The organism is Marinobacter sp. C1S70, assembly GCF_000475355.1.
GTDB lineage: Bacteria > Pseudomonadota > Gammaproteobacteria > Pseudomonadales > Oleiphilaceae > Marinobacter > Marinobacter nauticus.
Genome location: NZ_AXBW01000073.1, coordinates 38,986 through 59,123 on the forward strand (window position 1 = coordinate 38,986; position 20,138 = coordinate 59,123).

The following is a 20,138-nucleotide window of genomic DNA, read 5'->3' on the forward strand; positions in this document are numbered from 1 at the left end:
TGACGTGAGATGAATCGAATCAAGAACATCCGTCCCGGCGTTCTGGTGATCCCCGACGCCGGGTTGAAACTCAAGCCCGGCCAGGTGGTCGAGGTGGAACGCCTCACCAAGCAGATCCAGGCGGCGCTCAAGAACGGCCGCCTGGCCATGGCCGACAAACCGAAGCAGGAACCGCTCGCCCCTCCAGAGCCCGACCAGGACGCGGAACCGGTGGACCTGAGCAAGCTCTCCGCCACCGACGCCATCTCCAGGGTCAACGAGGAAGCCAATCCAGAGACCCTCAAAGGCTACATGGACACCGAGAAACGCCGCACGGTGATCGACGCGCTCAAGAGCCGTCTGGAGGGTCTGCAAGGTGCTGCTGAGTGACCTGATCGCCGACCTGCGGCTCGACCTGTCCGATCCGGGCGCATCTCTCTTCGAAGACCAGACTCTGGAGAGATGCGTCCGGAAGGCCGTTTTCCGGGTCGGCCGTGACCTCGACCAATCGCTGACGGTCACGGCCGGAGAGATCACCCCCGATCCCACCGGCGAGGTCCGCGAGCTTCTGGTGATCATGGCGCAGATCCACGCCTGCCAGGTCATGCGTTCGGCCACCGCCAACGCCTTCTCCTTTTCCAGCGGCGACAAGCGGGTGGACAAAACCGGCCAGCCCGGCCACTGGGCCAAGCTTGAGGCCGATCTGCTCGCCGACTACCGGCAGCGGCTCACCGAGCTGCGTCCGGCCACCCAGCTCGACCAGGAAGCCTACATCCTGACCCCGAGCGGCCTTACGCCGGTCATCTACGAACAAGGGATCGATCTCGATGTTGTTGAATGACCGGGAGCGCGCCGAAGCCGTGGCCGACGTCGCCCGGCTGATCCTCTCCTCGGGCCAGACTGCACGCGTCCTGCGCGTGGTTCCCGGCGAGCGGCTCTACGGCACCGACGATGCCGAATACACGGAAATCTCCGTCATCCCCCTCGAACTGAACGAAACCCCGCCGGAGGAGCTGAGCGGCAAGATCGACGCGCTCGCCAGCGTCCTTCCGGATGCCGATGTGCGGGGTGAAGACCGTTTGGCCGCAGACCGGGAAACCTATCGCATACAGAGTGTGGAAGAAGAACACTTTTTCGGGGCCGTCACTCACAAGAACCTGCAACTGGTGAAGCTCAATGGGCGTTAGGCGAACCGGTGACTGGGACAAGGCCCGCGCCAAGCTGACCACCGGCATGGGGCCGCGCCTGGCCACGGCCCTGCGTCAGGCCACGATCCGCAACGCCCTTTTTCTGGTGCGCGAGATCCAGCGGGGGATTCGCTCCCAGGCCCCGGGCGGACAGGCCTTCGTGAAACTCGCCGAAAGCACCATCGAGCGCAAAGGCTCAAGCAAGGCGCTCATCGACACTGGCTTTCTCGTCAACGCCATCACCCAGAAGATCATGGCCGACAAGGCGTTCGTCGGCCTGCTGCGTGGCACCGTCAACAAGGACGGGGAAGACATGGTGAACATCGGTGCCGTCATGGAGTACGGGGCCACCATCAAACATCCGAACGGCGCGACCATCATCATCCCCGCCAGACCCTTTCTGCATCCGGTGATGGAAAAGTACCGCGAGCAGATCCTCCAGAACTATCGCGAGGCGATCCGCTCCGCGCTTTGAGCCTCCGACACATCGCCAGCGCTTCCGGTAAGTAACCAGGCAGAAAACGGAGGCGTCCCTTGAGCACGATACAGACCGTCACAGAAACCCTGATCCGCCTGGCCAAACAGGCCATCCACCCGGACACCGTGCTGGTGTTCCCGGATGACCTGTTCGAGGTCCAGCGTACCCCCAGCGTCATCCTCCAGGGGCCGAAGCTGACGGAAGACCGTTTCCGCCGCAGCCAGAGCCGCCTGTTCGAGAAGAATGTCGCGGAGCTGAGTTTCGAGGAGTGCCGGTTTCCCCGTCTCTATCACCTCGATTTCGACCTGGTGGTGACCGTGGACCGGGAGGCCGAACTGCTCGGGTTTCATGAGTCGGTATCGCGGTTCCTCCAGCTTCACCCGGAGATCGCCATCGCCGACCAGGGCAGCCTGAACCTTACCGAACTGGTTCCTCTGGGCGGCCTGGCCCGGGTGAACCTCTCCAACCTCCGGCAAAGCTCCGGACGCATCCGCATCGAATCCTGCCCGGTGTACGACGGTGACCTGCGCGACGGTCGGCTGATCCGGGACCGGACCTTCCAGTTTCACGGCGACGTGACAGAGCAACGAACCATTCAACCGTAAAGGAGAACTACCGTGATCGAGATCAGAAACCTGCAGTTCCAACCCCTGACGTTCAACCTCTCCGGCCAGGGAACCCTTCACCTCGGGCCGCGAGAACGCAAGAGCATCGCCCGCAAGGACCTCTCCGCCGAGATCAAGACCGCCGGAAAACGCGGCCTGGTGCGCATCACCGACCTGACCGGCGGCGTGGAACCGGAGCCGGAAAAGCCCACTGCAACCGATGACACCGCAGCCGATGAGGCCAAGACCACCAGCAAGCGGAGGAAATAACCATGCCGACCTATCTATCGCCCGGGATTTACACCCGGGAAACGGACTTCAGTTTCTATGTGAAGCAGATCTCGACCTCGTCGGCCGCCATGGTCGGAGTGGCCGAGAAAGGCCCGATCAACAAGCCCGTGCTGGTGACGAGCTGGGAACAGTTCATCAACCGTTTCGGCTCCTATATCAACGAGAGCTATCTGGCCTACGCCGCACGGGCGTTTTTCGACAACGGCGGCTCGGTCCTCTACGTCACCCGCATCGCCCATCTCACCGACTCCACCGACCGGGACACACTGACGGCGCTCAAATCTTCCATCGTGCTGCAGAACCGGGAGGCGACGCTCGCCGACGCCCTGCGGATCGAGGCCGTGAACGAAGGCGTCTGGGGGGACCGGCTCTCCGTCTCCATCGAGGACGGCTCCCTCGACCCGGCCAACCATTTCAACCTGGTGGTCCGGCATAAAGGCGATGTGGTCGAGGTGTTCAAGGATCTGAGCATGGACGAGACGCTGCCCAACCATGTGGAGCTGGCGATCAACGACCGTTCGGATTTCATCCTGGTCCAGGATCTGGCAGCCGTGTCGGGAACGCCCGGCGACCGTCCGGCATTGGGCGTGTTCACACTCACCGGCGGTGACAACGGGCTGACCGACCTGGCCGATGCCGATTTCATCGGCGATCCCTCGCAGCATACCGGCCTCTATGGCTTTGACGAGATCGACGCCCTGAACCTGCTGATGGTTCCCGGCGTCACGACGGTGCCGGTGATCAACGCCGGAATCGCCTATGCCGAAGGGCGCAAGGATCTGCTGTTCATCGCCGACATGCCTATGCATCTGGAGCCGCTCGAAGCGGTCGACTTCCGCAAGGGACAAGGGATGTACAGCCACGCGGCCTTCAACTCCTCCTACGCGGCGCTCTACTACCCTTGGCTGGAGATCAGCGATCCGGTCAACTCGCGCAAGAAGCTGGTGCCGCCCTGCGGCGCGGTGGCGGGCTGCATCGCCCGCAGCGACCAGAAGACCAACGTCTGGAACGCGCCCGCCGGTATCGACCGTGGCCGTATCTTCAACACGCTCTCCCTGGCCTACAAGACCAGCCGTGGCGAGCGCGATGTGCTCTATCCGGAGGGGGTCAACGTCATTGCCGTGTTCCCCGACACCGGCATCAACATCTGGGGCCAGAAGACGCTGCAGAGCCAGCCATCGGCCGTGGACCGCATCAACGTCCGCCGCCTGATGATGTACATGGAGGAAGCCATCTCGGAGTCCTCCCGCTTCGTGGTGTTCGAGCCGAACCATCCCCAGACCTGGCGTGCCCTCGGCCGCCTGATCAATCCCTTCCTGCAGGACATCAAGGACAAGGGCGGCCTCTACGACTTCGCCTTCCAGTGCGACGAGGAGACCAACACCCCGGCGGTCATCGACCGCAACGAAATGGTGGCCCGCGTGTTCGTCAAGGCGACCAAGACGGCGGAGTTCATCGAGCTGAACTTCATCCTGACCAGCACCGGCGCGGACTTCAAAGAAATCATCTAACGGGAGAACACGGCTATGAGAAGCGGAAACATGCCCAAGAGCCTTTACCAGAACTGGCAGTTCGCCATCGAGGTAAACGGCTTCGACGTGGCCCTGTTCCACAAGGGACAGGAGCCCAAAACCGAATTCGAGGAAGTGGCCTTTGCCCCGGCCGGTTCGATGTTCGACCAAAAGGTGGCGGGGCGGGTCAAGTTCGAGGACATCACCCTCGAGAAAGGCACCCTGCAGGACGGCTCCGACGAGGCGGCCCGTGAATGGATCAAGAAACAGGTGGACGTGAACGCCGTCACCGGCGGCCTTCCGGCCGACTACATGCGCGACATCGACGTTGTCCGCTACGACCGCACCGGCAACGAGACCCGCCGCTGGACCCTGCACGGGGCCTGGGTGAAGGCGCTCGAATACGACGAGCTCGAAGGCGGCAACACCGAGAACACCATCGAGAAGCTCACCATCTGCTTCCAATACTGGACCTAAACCGGAGGATCGACCATGTACAGCTTTGAACTGCCAAGCGGCACTGAACTCGAGCTTCGGGAAATGACCGGGACCGAGGAAGAACTGCTCACCAACCAGCGCCTGATCCGTTCCGGAGAGGCGATCAACCAGGTGCTCCGCAACTGTTTCGTCCGGCTGGGCGAGAAGACCGATCCCGATCTCGCCGAGGTGATGAACCTGCTCTCGGGTGACCGGCTGTTCGCCCTGGTCCGCCTGCGCCAGATTTCCCTGGGGGACGAGGTGGAGCTGGAGCTGAGCTGCCCGAACAGCGCCTGCCGCATGACCAACTTTGTGACCATCAATCTCGAGGATCTCAAGGTCACCCCCTACGGCGAGGAGCGGGAGTTCTCCTTCAAGCTGCCCGGCTCGAAGAAAACCGTGCGCTTCGGATATCTCGACGGCCACAAGGAAAAGCGTCTGGCCAGCCTGCGCGAGCCCAACATCACCTCGGCCATGCTCATCCGCGTCCTCGACATCGACGGCAAGGCTCCCTCCAAGAAGAGCCTGGCGGAAATGTCGATGCGCGACCGCAACGCGCTGCGGCAGGAGATGTCGCGGGTCGACGCGGGAATCGACACCTCGGTCGAGACCGAATGCGATGGCTGCGGCACCAAGATCCGCACTCGCCTGGAGGCCGAACCGGCTTTTTTGTTCCCTGGAGTTCGCTTGTAAGCGACGCATTCTTTCTCGCTTACGGCGGACTGCACTGGGGCTGGTCGGAAACCCGCTCGCTGCCGCTCAGGGTCCGGCGTCAGTTCGTCGAGGCCCTCGAGCGGCAGCTTGATTTTGAACGTGAGCAAACGGAACGGCGATAGATGAACGGCGATCTCGGACTGGGCATAGTGGTATCGATGAAGGATGCGTTCTCGCAGAACGCGCAGCGCATCCGTGGCTCCATGATGGACCTCGATTCCACCGTCGCGGATGCCAGCGAGCGGATGACCCGCAACCTGGACCGCATCCAGCAAGGCACCATGATGCTGGGGGCGGGTCTGGCCCTGATGGCCATGCCCGCAGCCCTGGTCGCCTCCACCGCCGCGACCCAGAAGGCCCTGGGAGAGCTGGCGTCCTTGGGCGTGCAGGATCTCCGTGCCATCGAGGACGCCGCCGAATCCTTCACCAACCAATGGTCCGGTGCCGACAAGGCCGCCTTCATCACCGCCACCTACGACGTGAAATCGGCCCTGTCCAACCTCAGCGACGAGGCGGTGGGCGTCTTCACCTCCATGGCCGCCATGACCGCCAAGGCGACCAAGGCCACCACCCAGGAGATGGTCGGCACCTTCACCACGGCCTACGGGATCTTCAAGCCCATCATGGCCGACATGAACGACATGGAATGGGCGACCGCCTTTTCCGGAGCCATGGCGCAGACCGTGGCCTCGTTCAAGACCAACGGCACCCAGATGGCCGACGCCATCAAGAACATCGGCGCGGTGGCGGCGGCGAGCAACATTCCCCTGAATGAGCAGCTCGCCGTGCTTGGCCAGCTTCAGACCACCATGCCCGGCTCCGAGGCGGGCACGTTGTACAAGGCGTTCATCATGAAGGCGGCCGAGGCCGGTGACGAGCTTGGCCTGTCCTTCACCGACACCAGTGGCCGCCTCAAGGGCGTGGTTCCCATCCTGCAAGAGATCAAGCGCCAGTTCCCCGATCTCTCCAACGCCGCCGCCCAGGTGAAGCTGAAGAAGGCCTTCGGCTCCGACGAGGCGGTCAAGTTCCTGCTGCAGATGTCGGCGGGCATGGAGAGCCTCGAAGGCAATATCCAGTCGGTGGGCCGGGCCATGAAGACCGGCACGGCGGTCACCGAACAGATGGCTGACGCCATGAATCAGGACATCGGAGCCCGGTTCCTGCTCCTGCGCCAGCAGATGGCCAACCTCAGCGAAATCCTGGGCCGCACTCTACTGCCGGTGGTCACGCCGGTGATCAACGGCGTATCCCGCTTCATTCTGTTCCTGCAGCGCATGGCAAAATCGATGCCGGGCGTCACCCGGGTGGTCCTGGGGCTGTCCATGGCCCTCGGCACCATTTTGGTCGTGGCCGGAGCCGTCACCGCCGCCGTAGGCATGGTGGGACTCATGCTTCCCGCCATCAAGGCCGGGTTCGTGGCCATCAGTGCCGCGCTGGCCGGGGTGGGTTCGGCGGTCGCGACCTATTTTCTGCCCGTCACCGCGATCATCGCGGGTGTGATCCTCTCAGTGTATCTGCTCAAACGCGCCTGGGAAACCAACTTTGGCGGCATTCAGGAGGTCATCACCGGGGCCTGGAACAAGGTCTCGCTGGTGTTCCGGGGGATCAGGGAGCTGGTGGGCTCGCTCAGCGGCGGCGTCGGGCAGATGTCGGCCGAACTGGCCCAGAAGCTCCAATCCGCCGGACTGCTGGGCTTCGTGGTCACCGTCTTCAAGGCCTATTACCGCGTTCGTGAGGCACTGGCCGGATTGTGGGGCGCGTTCTCCCATGCCTTTGGCCGCATCCACGCCATCCTCGAACCCACCGTCCGCACCCTGATGAGTGCCTATGCGGCGCTGGCCAGCGCAGTCTTTTCGGTGGTGGAGATCTTCGGCGTGGCCGCCAGCGCCACTGACGGGTCGTCCTGGCGCACCTTCGGCACGGTTATCGGCACCGTCGCCGGTGTGCTTCTGCAGGGGTTGGCGTTCGCCCTGAAGATCGTGGTCTGGAACCTGTCGCTCATCGTGCGAGCCCTGGCGGTCGTGGTGCGCGGCGTGGTCTGGGTCGGCAAGGCCATCGTCGGGTCAATGGTCGGAGCAACCAAGTTCATCTACAAGTTCCTGCTGCCCGTGCGCATGATCGGCGAGGCCTTCGTGGCCGCCGGGAAGATCGTCTATGCGGTTTGGCAAGTGCTGACCGGCGACATCTCCCTGCTGGACGGTCTCAAGGCCATTGGCGGCGCGGTCTACGATTTTGTTGCCACCCCGTTCCGCTGGGCGCGGGATGTGGTGGTCGGTGTCTGGAATTTCATTTCCGGCATCTTCACCTCCATCGGACGCCTGGTGGCCGACGCCGCCGGGCAGATCGGCCAGGCGATTCTGAATCTACCGATCATCAGCACTCTGCGGGAGCTGTTTGCCACCGTGCGCTCCTTCTTCGCCGGGGACACCACCTTCTTCGAGGCAGGCAAGAATCTGCTCATCACCTTGGGCGAAGGGATCTGGTCGGCGGTGACCTATCCCTTCACCATGCTCAAGAACGCCCTGGGCAAGCTGCGCAATCTGCTGCCGTTCTCCGATGCCCGCGAGGGACCACTCGCCAGCCTGACCGCCTCCGGTTCCGCGCTGCTCAAGACCCTCGCCGACGGCATGAGCCTTACCCAGTCGCTGCCTGCGAAAGTGTTCGGCTTCGCCGCTCGCGGGATTCTCTCGGCCGCTGTGGGAGCCTGGCAGCAGATCAAATCGGCAGGCGGCAACCTCATGGACGCTGCCTCGGCTCCCTTCCAGATGGCTGGCAAACTCTGGGACGGGCTGACCTCCGGGGCTCAAACCGTCGCGGCCAAGGCCGGTGCCATCTTCGGCGGTCTCAAACAATCCCTGTTTGGCGACACGCCTGAGCTGGCAATCACGCCGCCCAAGGTCAATGCCTGGGATGCGCTGGCCACGGGAGCCGTCACTGTCCGCGACCGGATCGTTGCCACGCTGTCTGCCGTCCCCGGGGCTCTGGGCCGAATCTTTGCCAGTGCCGGTGCCGAGGGGCAAACCCTCTGGCAGAGGCTTTCCAGCGGCGCGAGCGCGGGCATTCAGGCGATCAAGGATAGAAACGCCGGGATCGCCAACGGTTTGCTCTCCTCCGCTCGCGCCATGCTGGGAGTCCAGACCCCGATTCAGCAGGTGGCCGAGCAGAAGGAACCGCTCAAGGCCGCGCCGCCCGCCGAATCGATTGGGCAACGCATCATCGAAAGCGTGCTGAGTCTCGTACCGCGTCTGGACGAGCGCCTGGTGCCCAAGGCCCTGAGCGCCATGCTGATGCTCCAGCCGGTCATGGCCACGGCCGCGCCGCCTCCGCAACCGATGAACGGCACCATGCAGACCGTCGCGGCGGCCGTCGAGCCGGTAAGTAAGAGCTATATCCAGCCGTTCGCGGTGGAACCGGCACTGGAAAAGGGAGACGCCTCTCTGGCTCCGGCCGGGATCGAGCGGCCCATAACGGCCGCTCCAACTCCGATAGCGAAGCCCCTGCAATCGGGACTCGCCGAGACGGTGCCTTCCGAACGGTTGATCGCTCCGGCTCGCACCGCTCCATCGACACCCCAGCGCGGAGAGGAAGCCGGTCCGGGGCTACGCGAACTGCTGGAATCGCTGCTCTCGCGCCTCGATGGCCTGGCCGACCGCCCGGTGGAACTGAGCGTGACCACCAACATCGATGGCCGGAAGGTGGCCGAGGCCGTCTACAAGGATCTTCGGGAGCGGAAGATCAGAAACTACGAAACACTTTGAGAGGACCGATGAAACGCATCTTTGTCTGCAGCCCGTTCGCGGGTGACATAGCCCGAAACGTCAGGGTCGCCGAGGCGCTTTGCCGCCAGGTCATGAGAAGCGGTCACGCGCCGTTCGCGCCGCATCTGCTGTATCCGACCTTCACCGACGACAGCGTTCCCGAGCAGCGGGAGACGGGCATCGCCTGCGGCCTGGCCTACATGGAATGTTGCGACGAGGTGTGGGCGTTCACCGGCAACGGCATTTCCAACGGCATGCGGCGGGAACTCGACCGGGCCGGACAACTGGGCAAGCCGATCCTCGAGATCGCCGAGGTGTAAGGAATGGCCTGGGATCAACAGCCCATCAAGGGATATCTGGTGGACGCCGACACGGGGGAGCGGCTCGAATTCCAGTACAACCCCAACTCCATCAGCGACGAGAAGTCGACCGACTACGCGACGATCAAGATCCCTGGCATGAGCCACCCGCGCTACCAATACGTCGCCGGGGAACCGCGCCGGATCGCCTTCAAGGTCGAGCTGTTCAAGGGGCCGGTGAAACAGAAGGTCGACTGGCTCCGCTCGCTGCAATATCCGGAACACGCCGGAACCATGCTCAAGAACGCGCCGCACCGTGTGCTGCTGATTTTCGGAGATCTCTACCCGGGCGTGACCTGCATCGTCCGGCAGGTGAAGGCGCGTTTCTTCGGCCTGTTCGACCGGGACAACCTGCTGCCGCAACGGGCCGAGGTGGACATCGTCCTCGAAGAATATGTGGACCGTTCCATCAACTGGTCGGAGGTGCGCTCATGATCGGCCGTGATTCCCGATACGCCCGCAGTGTTCTCTACCGGGACAGCGACGGTACCTCCCTCGGTATGCGCCAGCGCATCGACACTACTCCGAGATATGACGACCGCCTGCACACCATAGTCGAGGGCGACCGTCTGGATCTGCTCGCGCACCGCTACCTGGGTGACGCCAGGCTCTGGTGGATCATCTGTGATTACAACGACCTCTTTTTCCCGTTGGCGCTCGAGCCCGGCCTGGCCCTGCGCATTCCCTCTCGCGAACACGTCCAAATGCGCCTGCTCGACTGAAGCGTCCGACACCTCGCCATGCCTTCCGGTAAGTAAGCAGGGAACTGCGAACCGCCGGAGAAACGCATGGATCTGGATACCTTCAAGCCGACATTTCTGATTCAGATCGAGGGGCAAGACCTCTCGAAGGACATCACCCAGGAGATCACTTCGTTCGTCTTCACCGACAATGAGGAGGAGCTGGATGTCCTCGAGCTGTCGGTGACCGACCGCAACCTGCAGTTCGTCGACGATCCCCTGTTCCAGGAAGGCAATGAGATCGTCGCTCGCTTCGGCTACGTGGGTAACCTCTCTCCGCGCAAGAAGGCGGTCATCAAGGACATCGATTACGACTTCCCGGAAAACGGCGATCCAACTATCCGCATCAAGGCCTACGACAAGGGCTTCAAACTGGCGGGCAAGGAGAACCAAAAAGTCTGGCAGAAACCCGCTCCAGGCATCCTCTATTCGGAAATCGCCGAACAGATCGCCGCCGCCAACGGCCTCACGCCAGTGGTCACGGCCACCAAGGGAACCCATCTCCGCGTCACCCAGAGCAACATCTCGGACGCCCAGTTCCTCAAGGAGCTGGCGGAAAAGGCCCGTGACCGCGATGGCGACGGCGTGAGCGGCTATGTCTTCTACATCCAGGACGACGAACTCCATTTCCATCCCCGCGAGCTCGACCAGACGCCGCTTCTGACCCTCGAATATTTCACCGACACCAAGGGCCTGCTGCGCTCGTTCCGCCCCAGCACCCAATCCCAGGGAGCCAAGGGCGCGGGTGTCGAGACCAAGACGGTCGGTATCGACCCGCGCAAGAAGGACGTGGTCGAGCACAAGGCCAACAACGCCACCACGCCCGAGCGGACGGCCCTGGGCAAGCAGACTTATCTGGTCGACGGCAACACCGGCGAAGGCAGCTTCAAGGAACAGGAGACGGGGCAGATCGTGCCCAGCTTCGACCGTTCCGAAGGCTTTCACGAAGAGCCGCGCCAGGAGCCCGCCCAGGACAACGCCGAAGGCAAATTCCGCGAGGCCGAGCTGCGGCAGGTCGAGGCGGACGCGGCCACCATCGGCATTCCCCAGCTACGCGCCAAGAAGAACGTCGAGATCAAGGGCGTGGGACGGAAGTTTTCCGGGATCTACTACTGCCACTCGGTGCGCCACAGCATCAGCGGCGCTGGCTATCTCTGCGAACTCAAACTCAAGAAGAACGCCCTCGGCAAAGGCGCGGGCGACAAGTCCGCCGAGTCCCAGGGCAAACCCAACGATAAGGAGGCCCCGCCCACGCCGCAAAACGAGCCGCCAGCCATGGTGACCATCGACGCGGATTCCGGCGCGGTCACACAAGGAGGCGGCAATGGGTGATCTCAGTAAGAATTTCAACCGTTCGGAATTCGCCTGCAAGGGCAAGAACTGCTGCGGCCATTCGGCTGCGGTCCATCCCGACCTGGTCGACGCCCTGCAGACGCTGCGCGACCGCATCGGCAAACCGCTGTCCATCACCAGCGGCTTCCGATGTAACCGGCACAATAAGGCGGTGGGCGGCGCGGAGCAGAGTTTCCACACGCTGGGCATGGCGGCCGACGTGAGCTGTCCCGCAGGCGTTTCGCCCGAGGAACTGGCGGTCATCGCCGAGGAAATTCCGCTTTTCCGCGAGGGCGGCATCGGTGTCTATGCCTCCTGGGTCCATCTCGATGTGCGCCAGTCGGGCAAGGCGAGGTGGCGGTCATGAGCGCCGAAACCAAGACCCTGTTTTCGGGCACCGCGCTGGGACTGTCCGGGCCTCTTCGGGTGGAGATCCTGCCCAATGGAATGACCGCGAGGCTGACCCAGCCGTTCCGTATCCGCACCGGCGCTGGCCGCATCATCGAAGTGCCCGCCGGGTTCGAGACCGACTTCGCCTCGGTGCCGCGCCTGTTCTGGCGCGTGGTGCCGCCCTGGGGGCGATATTCCCCGGCGGCCGTCGTTCACGACTACCTCTACCACACCGGCAAGGTCTCGCGGTTTGCGGCCGACCGGCTCTTTCTCGAACTGATGGCGGCCCTGGGCGTGCCTCTGTGGAAACGCCAGTTCATGTATTGGGCGGTTCGCCTGGGCGGCTGGCTGGCCTGGAACGCCAGTCGAAAGCGGGAGGCGGAGCATGCTTGAAACCCGCGACCGTCAATCCGAGGAACGCTACCGCAACCGCTGGTACGGCAAGTACCGGGCCTTCGTGCGCGATAACAACGACCCCGAACGCCTCGGCCGGGTCCGCCTGGAAATCCCCGCCGTGCTCGGCTGCGGGCGTGAGAACTGGTCCGAATGGGCCGCGCCCTGTTTTCCCTACGGCGGTAACGACGACACCGGCATGTTCCTGGTCCCCGAGGAAGGGGCCTCGGTCTGGGCCGAGTTCGAGGGCGGCGTCGTCCAGCATCCGATCTGGACCGGGGTCTGGCTGGCCAAGAGCAATCCCGGTGAGCAGCCCGAAGAATCCAAGCGCACCTGCGCGAACGCCTTCTGTCATGACTGCGAGGACAAGGTCGAGCATCAGACCAACCGGCACGACGATCTCGAACACAAGAAGTACCACGGCCATCCGCCGTATTACTGCCCTCGCCTGAAGGTCCTGCTCAAGACCGAAACCGGCCACACCATCCTGGCCGATGACCGCGACGGCGACGAGCTGCTGCGGATCATCGACCGCGCCGGACAGATCCTCACCATGGAAGGGAAAGTGAAGCCCGAGATACAGAGCGGCAACGCCCTGCGCCGAGGCACGAAGGACGCCGAGAAAGGCGACCAGCTCGACATCGCTTCGCAGATCGTCGGCTCCCGCGCCCGCATCCAGCTCACCGACCTCTGCCGCCAGCAGGTAATCCTCGAAGCCTGGCAGGACAAGGAGAAGGTCCACATCCTCTCGTGCGACAAGGGTCGCTCCCGCTGGCAGAAGATCCTCATCGATACCACCAAGGATCGGGAGAAGGTTCACATCTGGGGGCTCAACGGCACTCAGGAAATCCTCGTCGACTCCACCGCCGCCGCCGAACAGATCCGGCTCACCGACAAGGCCGGTCAGGTGGTGCGCATGAACGCCGCGCCCGGCCAGGAGAGTATCAGTGCCACCGACAAGTCCGGCAGCCTCGTGTTCATGGATGGGGTGGCCGGAAACATCATCATTCGCTCGACGAACACTGTCTTGATCAACACCTGAAGGAAGCATCGCATGGGAGAAAGAACAACAACGCCCTCCGGACTCTCGGCCAGCGAGGAATTGCTGGCCCGGACTTTCGATCATTGGCGGGAGGAATTCCGCAGCATCCTCGAAAGTCATCGCCGGGAAATCCAGGATCGCCTCGAGAAGATCGAGCGCGAAATCGAGAAGAAATCGGACAAGGAAAACGTCGAGGTGCTGGTCCGCTCGATCTATTCCGATCTGCACCGGCACGCCGAGGAGATCGACCGGCTGCACGCCCGGGTCGGCTCCAAGATGGGGACCGAGACCATGTGGAAGATCGTCGGCCTGGTGTTAACCATCGGCAGCACCATCGGCGGACTCATCGGCTTTCTGATCCATCTTCTGCTGAAGGTGAACCCATGAGCTCCCAGGCGCGACTTGGCGACATCAGCAGCCACGGCGGCGTCATCATCACCGGGGCCAGTCGGACGCTGGACAACGGCATGCCGGTGGCCCGCATGGGGGACCTTCACGTCTGTCCTATTCCGGGGCATGGCGTGACGCCCATCGTGACCGGCAGCTTCGACACCATCACCGAAGGATTGCCCAACGCCCGCATCGGCGACATCACCGCCTGCGGAGCCATCATCGTCACCGGCAGTCCCGACACCATCGACAACTGAGGGGGATGCCATGAACAATCTCGAACAACCGCAGGAACCGCACTACTGGGATGTCTTCCCGAAGCTGATCCGGGTCTCGCGATCCCCATTCGTTCAGCGCATTCCGCTCTCGATCCGGGGTCTACCAGAAGCGCCAGTGTTCGAATCGTCCAATCCCGACGTGGCCAGTGTCGATGAGGACGGCAATGTCGAGTGCGGCTTCGTTCCCGGGGCAGCCATGATCCTGGTCTGGGATTCGCCCGAGCGGCTCAGCCTGCGTCACGTCCAAGTCGAGGTCTATGGCGGCGGCGTCTCCGCACCGGTGGAGGTCCCTTCATGACCGATACCGCGCCAGCCTATAGCCACTGGGAGGTACAGCCTCACTCCATCCGCCTCTCCGCTGGCGAGTTCGAGCAATGGGTTCCGCTCTCCCTGCGCGGCAACGTGGACGCCCCGGTCTTTGCCTCCAGCAACCCGGAGGTCGCGGAGATCGGGCCGGACGGTGTCGTTCGCTGCGGCTGGACCATCGGCAATGCCGTGCTCATGGTTTGGAGATCCTCGGTCCGGGACAGCCTCCGCCATGTACTGGTGGAGGTTCGCGATCCGTCCTGGTTTGCCGACCACCCGGACTTTGCCAGCGGAGCCACAGTCTTCCTCAGCGGCACGGTAGTCAACGCCCTCAACACCAGCGGTGTCGGCAACGCGCTGATCGAATTCCGCCGCTCGGAAACCGGCCCCGCTGCGTACCAGACCTTCGCCAACGCCTATGGCGGGTTCGAGCTGTCCGTACCCGAGGGGTTCTATTACGTGGAGGTCACCGCGCCGGGATACATCGCCTGGCATGGCTGGGTGAATGCCGACCCCAACACCTCCGGCGACATCCAGATCGTTCTCTCGCCCGAGCTCGACGGCCAGGTCGCCCGCATCGTGTTGCAGTGGGGCCTGAATCCCCGGGACCTCGATTCCCATCTCACCGGACCGACGCCATCCGGCGGCAGGTTCCATGTGTTCTATTCCCACACCATCGAAAACGAGGCGGCGGAATTGGACGTGGACGACACCAGTTCCTACGGGCCGGAGACCATCACCATCCATCGGCTCATCCCCGGCGTCTATCGCTACGCGGTCCACGACTACACCAACCGCAACGCCAATCCGAGCACCGGCCTGGCGCAGTCCGGAGCATCGGTGAAGGTGTTCTTGAGCGATGGCCGTGAGCAGACCTTCAACGTTCCCAACGCCCCCGGCACGGTCTGGACCGTGTTCGAAATCGACGGCGCGACCGGAACAGTGACGGCGGTCAACGCCATGAGCTATCAATCCCAACCCGCCAATGTCGGCATGTAATGGAGGTTGTCATGATTTCCGAAGAACCCGCCGACTTGCAGGCCACTATCGAGCAGACCGATTCCGGCGAACAACAGTATGTGCTGCGAGCGCTCTGCGATCACCTATCCGGCATCCGTGAGGAGCTTTCCGGCATCCGCACGCTGCTGGAGGCCGGTCACGCCGCCTCGGAGGCGATGCGCGGCCAGGCCCAGGCCTATCTGGAGGCCCAGCAGGCCAGGACCCAGGAGTACCTGGAGCAGGTACAGATCGAGCCGGAGCCCGATTTCTATCCCTTCGTCGAACTACCAGCGGGCACCGAGCCCCGGGATCTGCCGGACGGCAACCGGCTCTTCACCTTGCCCGACGGCATGATCCTGCGGACCACTGACGACCAGCGAATCTGCGTCATCGACGCAGGGGAACAGCAGGTCGTCACTCCCGGACCCGGCACGGCCATCGAGGTCGCCCCGGGACGCCTTTACACCCTGGTCGAGTCCTATCTGAGCGCGACCCAGGAGGCGGCCGGTATTAGCGGACTGCCCGCCGGGACAGCGCCGACCGCCATGGGCGCGGAACGCTTCGCGGTGGATCTGCCCGAGGGCATCCGTCTCGACGTCGATCACCGGGAGCGGTTCATCACCCTGATCAATCCAGCCGGACCAATCGACATCATCGGCATCGGCCGCATCGAGGGCATCGGCGAAACCATCGCCGTCCGTCTGCTTTCCGGCGGAGCCAAGGGATTCCAGTGCGGCCAGTCCGGCCACGGCGGGCTGATCGAGGCGGACGGAACCATCCATCTGGGACTCAAGAGCTGTCTGGATCTGGTGATCCGATTCCAGGGAGAAGCTATCGATGACGACACTTCGGAAAATGGCTGCTCTGGACAGTGCGGCATCGACTGCGAGGAGCGTACCTGATGAGCTACGACTTTCTAGGCAAGGGGCTGCGTTACCCGTTCCGGTTTCAGTCGGTATCCGGCGGCACCCAGATCTCGGCCGCCACCTCGCGGGAGCACGAACATATCCGCGAAAGCATCCTGCAGATCCTCGGCACCCGGATCGGCGAACGGTTCATGAATCCGGAGTTCGGCTCCAGGCTGAAGGATCTGGTGTTCGAACAGAACGACGAGGTGCTCAAGGGCTTGCTGCGTCATTACGTGATCGACGCCATCAAGCGCTGGGAAAAGCGGGTGATCATTACGGAGGTGCGCTTCGACGACGGGCCGCTGAACATCGACGCCAACCTGCTGCTGGTACATATCGCCTACCGGGTGATCCAGAGCCAGGTGGACGGCAACCTGGTCTATCCCTTCTACAGAGAAGACCCGAACAATCCCGCGCCCAGCTATCCCCAGCCGGAGCCCGAGCCGGAACCGCCGCCGGTTCGCAGCGTGCGCCTGTCGCCAGATGTGCGCTCGCTGTTCAATCTGCTCTGGTTCGACGCGGCCGAGATGAGCCCCGATCCGGACGACTCCTTGATCTGGCCAGCCGGGGAATACGAAGTCGCCTACATCGAGGGAGCCTTTCAGGACCGTAACGGCAAGTGGATCGTCAGCGATCCGGGTGACAACCACGGTCATTACCTGACATTCGAGGGAGCGCCAGAAACCGAAGCGCCCCAGGCCGAGCACGCCCTCTATCTGGCCGCGAGCGGTCTGGGCTTCGACACCCAGAGTCAGGCGGAAGACAACGCCGCTGGCACCGTTCACCGGATCACCACCCTGGAGCCGGGCCGCATCGGTCTGTTCTATTTCGAGGGCAAAAAGGAATCCCACTACCTCAACAACACCTCCGGGCAGCCCAATCCCGTCTGGCAATTGCGCGGCCCGCTCTGAGGCATCCCGCCTCCGACACATCCAGGTCCCTTCCGGTAAGTAACCGGCGTGGCGAGAGCATCAGGCGCTCTCGCATAACCGCCGAAAACCGGAGAGACCATGGGCCGCGCAAGCATCGAATACATCAACAAGGATTACGAATCGATCCGCCAGGAGCTGCTGGCGAAGATCCCGCAGCTCACCGACCGCTGGACCGATTTCAACCACTCCGATCTCGGCGTCGTCCTGCTCGATCTGTTCTGCGGCGTGGGCGACATGCTGGCCTACTACCTGGACGCCCAGGCGGCGGAGGCCTTTCTGCCCACGGCCCGCCAGCGCCAGAACGTCATCAACCTCTGCAAGCTCATCGGCTACCGGCTGGACTCGCCGGTGGCCTCCACCACCACGCTGCGTTTCCGGCTCTCCGCCCCGCTCGGCAAGGATCTGACCATTCCGGCGGGGACGGCCTGCCGCGCCTTGCTGAGTGACGGCGAGGCGGATTTCGAGACGGTCGAGGACGGCCTGCTACCGCGAGGCGTGCTCTCGGTGGATATTCCGGCCCGGCAAGGCGTGCGCCGCACCGAGACCTTCACTTCCACGGGGCTGCCATTCCAGCGCATCCGCCTGACCGGCGACGTCATCGCCCAGGGCACCATCACCGTTACGGTGGGGGACGACGCCTGGAGCGAGGTCGATCACTTCCAGGACAGCCTGGCCGACAGCCGCCATTTCATGGCCGACCTGGACGCCCTCGACATCTCCACCCTGATTTTCGGCGACGGGCAAAGCGGCGCTGTACCCGCTCAGGGAAGCGCCATCGCCGTCAGCTATCTGCAGACCATCGGGGACCAGGGAAATCTCGGTCCGAACCGGATCACTCAACTGCTGAGCCCGGTCTACCTCGACGGCGGCCAGGTTTCCCTGACCGTCACCAATCCTGTGCCCGCCACCGGCGGCGCTTCGCGGGAAGCCCTCGAACACGCCCGCCGACAGGCACCGGCGGAGCTGCGCAGTCTCTGGAAGGCCGTCACCCTGGAGGATTACCAGGCGCTCGCCGAAGGTTACCCAGGCGTCGCCAAGGCCAAGGTGCTCGACACCAATGCCTGCCAGAACATTCGCTATTACAACGTTCAACTGGCCATCGCCCCCAACGGCGGCGGAATGCCCTCGGCGCTGCTCAAGCGGGACCTCGCGGAGTTTCTCGAACGCCGCAAAGTCATCACGGTCGAGATCAATCTGTTCGATCCGATCTACCGCCCCGTTTCCATCGACGCCGAGGTCTACGTCTGGCCCGGTGAACCGTTGGAAAACGTGCGCAGCCGCATCGAAGCAGCGCTCTCCGATTTCTTTTCCTTCGACGAGGTCTCCTTCGGTCAGACCATTCACTTCTCCGACCTGGTGGCCCTGATCGATGGCGTGCGTGGTGTCAGCCACATGCATCTCTACGCGCCCCAGCAGGACATCGAGCTGCGCCACGGCGAAATCCCGGTTCTCGGCAGTGTCAACCTCGATCTGCGGAGGGCCGGTTGATGTCGGATTGGTTCAAGGACAATCTGCTCGGTCTGCTGCCGCCGCTTTACGAGCACAACGACGAGGCCGGTGACCTGCGCACCTTTCTGAGCCTTCCCGCCGGAACGCTTGACGAGCTCAAGCAGGCCATCGACGACTTCCCGACCATCTTCGATGTGGATCATTGCGACGAGCGCTTCCTGCCGCTGCTGGCAAGGCTCGTCGGTCTCGAGGTGGACGGCACCTGTTCGCCGGACTGCCAGCGCCGCCGTGTGCGGGAGGCGGTCGAAATCTATCGTCGCAAGGGCACCATTCCGGCCATCGAACGCGACTTCGACGCGCTCGGTTGGCAGGGGGAACTGCAGGAGACCTTCCGCTCGGCTCTGCGTCTCAATGCCCGCTCCAGACTCAGCAGCGCCAAGCTGCCCGGGCTGGTGTTCAGCCTCGGCGTGTTTCGCGTACTGTGTCTCAACCAGACCGAGGGGCTGCGCGACGCCCTGGTGTTTCACCACCCGGCGGGCACGCGCTGTTTCTGGCTCCAGTTCCTCCTGGAATGGATCGAAGGCGGCGCGATGCTCGACTTCGGGCATGCCAACGCGGTGCGCCGGATCGTATTGGCGTTTCTCGACGAAACCTTCGTCCTCGGCCGTTCCTCGCTCGGTTCCTGCCGTCACCTCACCAACAAGCAGAGGGCCTGGGAGCTGCTGCAGCTCACCAGCACCACGGAGATGATCCCGGAGATCGACCGGGCCGCCGTGAAGGTTTCCCGTTTTCACGGCCGCCAGAACCGGATGCGCCTGAACCACAAGGCCCTCAACGACTGGCGGCTGCCGTACACCCGCGTGGGCGAGGATCGGGTTTCCTTCTGCACGCCCATCTATACCGGCCGCGATTTCGAAGGCGATGTGCTGGAAAGCGGCTTCGGGCTGGGTGAGAGCCATCTCAACCGCAAGCCGCTGACCCATGGCGAGACCGCGCTGCGCTACTGCTTCCGGCAGAAGGATTTCTTTTTCGACACGCAGGCGGAACCGGTCGAACGGGCTGAGGCCAAGTACGACCTGCGCCTGCCCCTGGAATCCCGGCACCGCCTCTGCTTCCAGCTTGGCCGCACCCGGCTCAACGCTGGTCTCGATCTCACAGCCAACCAGGGCGGCATCAGCAATCTGCTGCTCGCCTCCACCGCTGGCTGCGACGCGGACGTCACCTTGGCCGTCGACCGGATCGACCGATGGCGGCGGAGAGGGCCTGTGTTCCGGCTCAACGCGAACACCCTGAACACCCGGTATCTGAGCAATGCGAATCTGACCGGCGAACGGGCTTCGCTTGAAGTCTACGTGGACACGGGCTCTCTCCAGCGCCATCGCGTGGAGACCATGAAGCTGGGCGCGAGCCCGCTCAATACCACCGGCCTGCGCCTTTCCGTGGACCGGACCCGCCCCATGCGCGTCAGCCGCATGCGCCTCAACCAGGCCGGATTCCGCTGGTCGCGGCCTTCCTACCGCTGGCTGTTCCGTCAGCAGGATCTGCACGCACCGACGCAGGCCGGGTTCGAGGCCGCCACCAACAACTATCGCGCCACCCAGTGGCCCACATGAAGGAGAA

Annotated in this window: 25 protein-coding genes; all 25 read left to right on the forward strand. The window is 63.5% G+C overall.

Features of this window, described 5'->3' with window-relative positions; genetic code table 11:
- The first annotated feature begins 9 nt into the window (after positions 1–9).
- The 25 genes from Q669_RS15620 to Q669_RS15740 all read left to right on the forward strand — a co-directional run bounded on the left by Q669_RS15620 (position 10) and on the right by Q669_RS15740 (position 20,131).
- Positions 10–369 carry a hypothetical protein gene (locus Q669_RS15620; protein WP_013258624.1) on the forward strand — a complete coding sequence of 120 codons (360 nt, stop codon included), beginning with the start codon at positions 10–12 and terminating at the stop codon, positions 367–369.
- On the forward strand, positions 356–820 hold the full coding sequence (locus tag Q669_RS15625; protein ID WP_022992998.1) for a hypothetical protein: 465 nt from the start codon (positions 356–358) through the stop codon (positions 818–820). The genes Q669_RS15620 and Q669_RS15625 overlap by 14 nt, the downstream gene beginning before the upstream one ends.
- Positions 807–1,166, forward strand: coding sequence for a hypothetical protein (locus tag Q669_RS15630; RefSeq protein ID WP_022992999.1), 360 nt, complete (start codon positions 807–809; stop codon positions 1,164–1,166). The genes Q669_RS15625 and Q669_RS15630 overlap by 14 nt, the downstream gene beginning before the upstream one ends.
- Positions 1,156–1,641 (forward strand): hypothetical protein, encoded by a 486-nt coding sequence (locus tag Q669_RS15635; protein ID WP_013514555.1) that lies wholly within the window; start codon positions 1,156–1,158, stop codon positions 1,639–1,641. Before Q669_RS15630 ends, Q669_RS15635 begins: the two co-directional genes overlap by 11 nt.
- 59 nt (positions 1,642–1,700) lie before the next feature.
- The gene (locus Q669_RS15640) at positions 1,701–2,249 is read left to right on the forward strand and encodes a hypothetical protein (protein ID WP_013514556.1); all 549 of its coding nucleotides are present in this window, start codon (positions 1,701–1,703) and stop codon (positions 2,247–2,249) included.
- 12 nt (positions 2,250–2,261) lie between these two features.
- Positions 2,262–2,519 (forward strand): hypothetical protein, encoded by a 258-nt coding sequence (locus Q669_RS15645; protein ID WP_022993000.1) that lies wholly within the window; start codon positions 2,262–2,264, stop codon positions 2,517–2,519.
- 2 nt (positions 2,520–2,521) lie between these two features.
- Positions 2,522–4,051, forward strand: a complete 1,530-nt coding sequence (locus Q669_RS15650; protein WP_022993001.1) for a phage tail sheath C-terminal domain-containing protein — start codon at positions 2,522–2,524, stop codon at positions 4,049–4,051.
- A 30-nt stretch (positions 4,052–4,081) separates the two neighbouring features.
- Positions 4,082–4,528, forward strand: a complete 447-nt coding sequence (locus tag Q669_RS15655; RefSeq protein ID WP_227501130.1) for a phage tail protein — start codon at positions 4,082–4,084, stop codon at positions 4,526–4,528.
- Positions 4,529–4,543: 15 nt separating this feature from the next.
- On the forward strand, positions 4,544–5,221 hold the full coding sequence (locus Q669_RS15660) for a hypothetical protein (protein ID WP_022993002.1): 678 nt from the start codon (positions 4,544–4,546) through the stop codon (positions 5,219–5,221).
- A 143-nt stretch (positions 5,222–5,364) separates the two neighbouring features.
- Positions 5,365–9,000: a phage tail tape measure protein gene (locus Q669_RS15665; RefSeq protein WP_022993003.1), complete on the forward strand. Its 3,636-nt coding sequence runs from the start codon at positions 5,365–5,367 to the stop codon at positions 8,998–9,000.
- Positions 9,001–9,008: 8 nt separating this feature from the next.
- Complete coding sequence (locus Q669_RS15670; RefSeq protein ID WP_022993004.1) at positions 9,009–9,320, forward strand: DUF4406 domain-containing protein; 312 nt, start codon at positions 9,009–9,011, stop codon at positions 9,318–9,320.
- A gap of 3 nt (positions 9,321–9,323) precedes the next feature.
- Entirely contained in the window at positions 9,324–9,794 is a 471-nt protein-coding gene (locus tag Q669_RS15675; protein WP_011366981.1) for a hypothetical protein, read from the forward strand.
- Positions 9,791–10,081, forward strand: coding sequence for a LysM peptidoglycan-binding domain-containing protein (locus tag Q669_RS15680; protein WP_022993005.1), 291 nt, complete (start codon positions 9,791–9,793; stop codon positions 10,079–10,081). The genes Q669_RS15675 and Q669_RS15680 overlap by 4 nt, the downstream gene beginning before the upstream one ends.
- 66 nt (positions 10,082–10,147) lie before the next feature.
- The gene (locus Q669_RS15685; RefSeq protein ID WP_022993006.1) at positions 10,148–11,431 is read left to right on the forward strand and encodes a phage late control D family protein; all 1,284 of its coding nucleotides are present in this window, start codon (positions 10,148–10,150) and stop codon (positions 11,429–11,431) included.
- Positions 11,424–11,798: a YcbK family protein gene (locus tag Q669_RS15690; protein ID WP_022993007.1), complete on the forward strand. Its 375-nt coding sequence runs from the start codon at positions 11,424–11,426 to the stop codon at positions 11,796–11,798. Before Q669_RS15685 ends, Q669_RS15690 begins: the two co-directional genes overlap by 8 nt.
- Complete coding sequence (locus tag Q669_RS15695) at positions 11,795–12,214, forward strand: DUF1353 domain-containing protein (RefSeq protein ID WP_022993008.1); 420 nt, start codon at positions 11,795–11,797, stop codon at positions 12,212–12,214. Before Q669_RS15690 ends, Q669_RS15695 begins: the two co-directional genes overlap by 4 nt.
- Entirely contained in the window at positions 12,207–13,256 is a 1,050-nt protein-coding gene (locus Q669_RS15700) for a phage baseplate assembly protein V (protein ID WP_022993009.1), read from the forward strand. The genes Q669_RS15695 and Q669_RS15700 overlap by 8 nt, the downstream gene beginning before the upstream one ends.
- A 12-nt stretch (positions 13,257–13,268) precedes the next feature.
- A complete protein-coding gene (locus Q669_RS15705; RefSeq protein ID WP_013514566.1) occupies positions 13,269–13,643 on the forward strand; it encodes a hypothetical protein in 375 nt (124 codons plus the stop codon).
- Positions 13,640–13,903: a PAAR domain-containing protein gene (locus tag Q669_RS15710; protein ID WP_011366988.1), complete on the forward strand. Its 264-nt coding sequence runs from the start codon at positions 13,640–13,642 to the stop codon at positions 13,901–13,903. The genes Q669_RS15705 and Q669_RS15710 overlap by 4 nt, the downstream gene beginning before the upstream one ends.
- A gap of 10 nt (positions 13,904–13,913) precedes the next feature.
- Positions 13,914–14,222 carry a hypothetical protein gene (locus tag Q669_RS15715; protein WP_020886740.1) on the forward strand — a complete coding sequence of 103 codons (309 nt, stop codon included), beginning with the start codon at positions 13,914–13,916 and terminating at the stop codon, positions 14,220–14,222.
- Positions 14,219–15,229 (forward strand): carboxypeptidase regulatory-like domain-containing protein, encoded by a 1,011-nt coding sequence (locus Q669_RS19925; RefSeq protein WP_022993010.1) that lies wholly within the window; start codon positions 14,219–14,221, stop codon positions 15,227–15,229. The genes Q669_RS15715 and Q669_RS19925 overlap by 4 nt, the downstream gene beginning before the upstream one ends.
- A gap of 11 nt (positions 15,230–15,240) precedes the next feature.
- A complete protein-coding gene (locus Q669_RS15725; protein WP_036149916.1) occupies positions 15,241–16,131 on the forward strand; it encodes a hypothetical protein in 891 nt (296 codons plus the stop codon).
- Positions 16,131–17,048: a GPW/gp25 family protein gene (locus tag Q669_RS15730; RefSeq protein ID WP_022993012.1), complete on the forward strand. Its 918-nt coding sequence runs from the start codon at positions 16,131–16,133 to the stop codon at positions 17,046–17,048. The genes Q669_RS15725 and Q669_RS15730 overlap by 1 nt, the downstream gene beginning before the upstream one ends.
- A gap of 99 nt (positions 17,049–17,147) precedes the next feature.
- A complete protein-coding gene (locus Q669_RS15735) occupies positions 17,148–18,557 on the forward strand; it encodes a baseplate J/gp47 family protein (RefSeq protein ID WP_022993013.1) in 1,410 nt (469 codons plus the stop codon).
- Positions 18,557–20,131 carry a phage tail protein gene (locus Q669_RS15740; RefSeq protein WP_022993014.1) on the forward strand — a complete coding sequence of 525 codons (1,575 nt, stop codon included), beginning with the start codon at positions 18,557–18,559 and terminating at the stop codon, positions 20,129–20,131. The genes Q669_RS15735 and Q669_RS15740 overlap by 1 nt, the downstream gene beginning before the upstream one ends.
- Positions 20,132–20,138: the final 7 nt, after the last annotated feature.

What these genes read in the sequence shown, in the direction of transcription:
- Q669_RS15735 (WP_022993013.1), top strand. Translation starts at nt 17,148, where the DNA reads ATGGGCCGCGCAAGCATCGAATACATCAACAAGGATTACGAATCGATC.
- Q669_RS15620 (WP_013258624.1), top strand. Translation starts at nt 10, where the DNA reads ATGAATCGAATCAAGAACATCCGTCCCGGCGTTCTGGTGATCCCCGAC.
- Q669_RS15740 (WP_022993014.1), top strand. Translation starts at nt 18,557, where the DNA reads ATGTCGGATTGGTTCAAGGACAATCTGCTCGGTCTGCTGCCGCCGCTT.
- Q669_RS15705 (WP_013514566.1), top strand. Translation starts at nt 13,269, where the DNA reads ATGGGAGAAAGAACAACAACGCCCTCCGGACTCTCGGCCAGCGAGGAA.
- Q669_RS15715 (WP_020886740.1), top strand. Translation starts at nt 13,914, where the DNA reads ATGAACAATCTCGAACAACCGCAGGAACCGCACTACTGGGATGTCTTC.
- Q669_RS15630 (WP_022992999.1), top strand. Translation starts at nt 807, where the DNA reads ATGTTGTTGAATGACCGGGAGCGCGCCGAAGCCGTGGCCGACGTCGCC.
- Q669_RS15730 (WP_022993012.1), top strand. Translation starts at nt 16,131, where the DNA reads ATGAGCTACGACTTTCTAGGCAAGGGGCTGCGTTACCCGTTCCGGTTT.
- Q669_RS15690 (WP_022993007.1), top strand. Translation starts at nt 11,424, where the DNA reads ATGGGTGATCTCAGTAAGAATTTCAACCGTTCGGAATTCGCCTGCAAG.
- Q669_RS15685 (WP_022993006.1), top strand. Translation starts at nt 10,148, where the DNA reads ATGGATCTGGATACCTTCAAGCCGACATTTCTGATTCAGATCGAGGGG.
- Q669_RS15710 (WP_011366988.1), top strand. Translation starts at nt 13,640, where the DNA reads ATGAGCTCCCAGGCGCGACTTGGCGACATCAGCAGCCACGGCGGCGTC.
- Q669_RS15635 (WP_013514555.1), top strand. Translation starts at nt 1,156, where the DNA reads ATGGGCGTTAGGCGAACCGGTGACTGGGACAAGGCCCGCGCCAAGCTG.
- Q669_RS15650 (WP_022993001.1), top strand. Translation starts at nt 2,522, where the DNA reads ATGCCGACCTATCTATCGCCCGGGATTTACACCCGGGAAACGGACTTC.
- Q669_RS15660 (WP_022993002.1), top strand. Translation starts at nt 4,544, where the DNA reads ATGTACAGCTTTGAACTGCCAAGCGGCACTGAACTCGAGCTTCGGGAA.
- Q669_RS15700 (WP_022993009.1), top strand. Translation starts at nt 12,207, where the DNA reads ATGCTTGAAACCCGCGACCGTCAATCCGAGGAACGCTACCGCAACCGC.
- Q669_RS15680 (WP_022993005.1), top strand. Translation starts at nt 9,791, where the DNA reads ATGATCGGCCGTGATTCCCGATACGCCCGCAGTGTTCTCTACCGGGAC.
- Q669_RS19925 (WP_022993010.1), top strand. Translation starts at nt 14,219, where the DNA reads ATGACCGATACCGCGCCAGCCTATAGCCACTGGGAGGTACAGCCTCAC.
- Q669_RS15665 (WP_022993003.1), top strand. Translation starts at nt 5,365, where the DNA reads ATGAACGGCGATCTCGGACTGGGCATAGTGGTATCGATGAAGGATGCG.
- Q669_RS15670 (WP_022993004.1), top strand. Translation starts at nt 9,009, where the DNA reads ATGAAACGCATCTTTGTCTGCAGCCCGTTCGCGGGTGACATAGCCCGA.
- Q669_RS15675 (WP_011366981.1), top strand. Translation starts at nt 9,324, where the DNA reads ATGGCCTGGGATCAACAGCCCATCAAGGGATATCTGGTGGACGCCGAC.
- Q669_RS15725 (WP_036149916.1), top strand. Translation starts at nt 15,241, where the DNA reads ATGATTTCCGAAGAACCCGCCGACTTGCAGGCCACTATCGAGCAGACC.
- Q669_RS15655 (WP_227501130.1), top strand. Translation starts at nt 4,082, where the DNA reads ATGCCCAAGAGCCTTTACCAGAACTGGCAGTTCGCCATCGAGGTAAAC.
- Q669_RS15695 (WP_022993008.1), top strand. Translation starts at nt 11,795, where the DNA reads ATGAGCGCCGAAACCAAGACCCTGTTTTCGGGCACCGCGCTGGGACTG.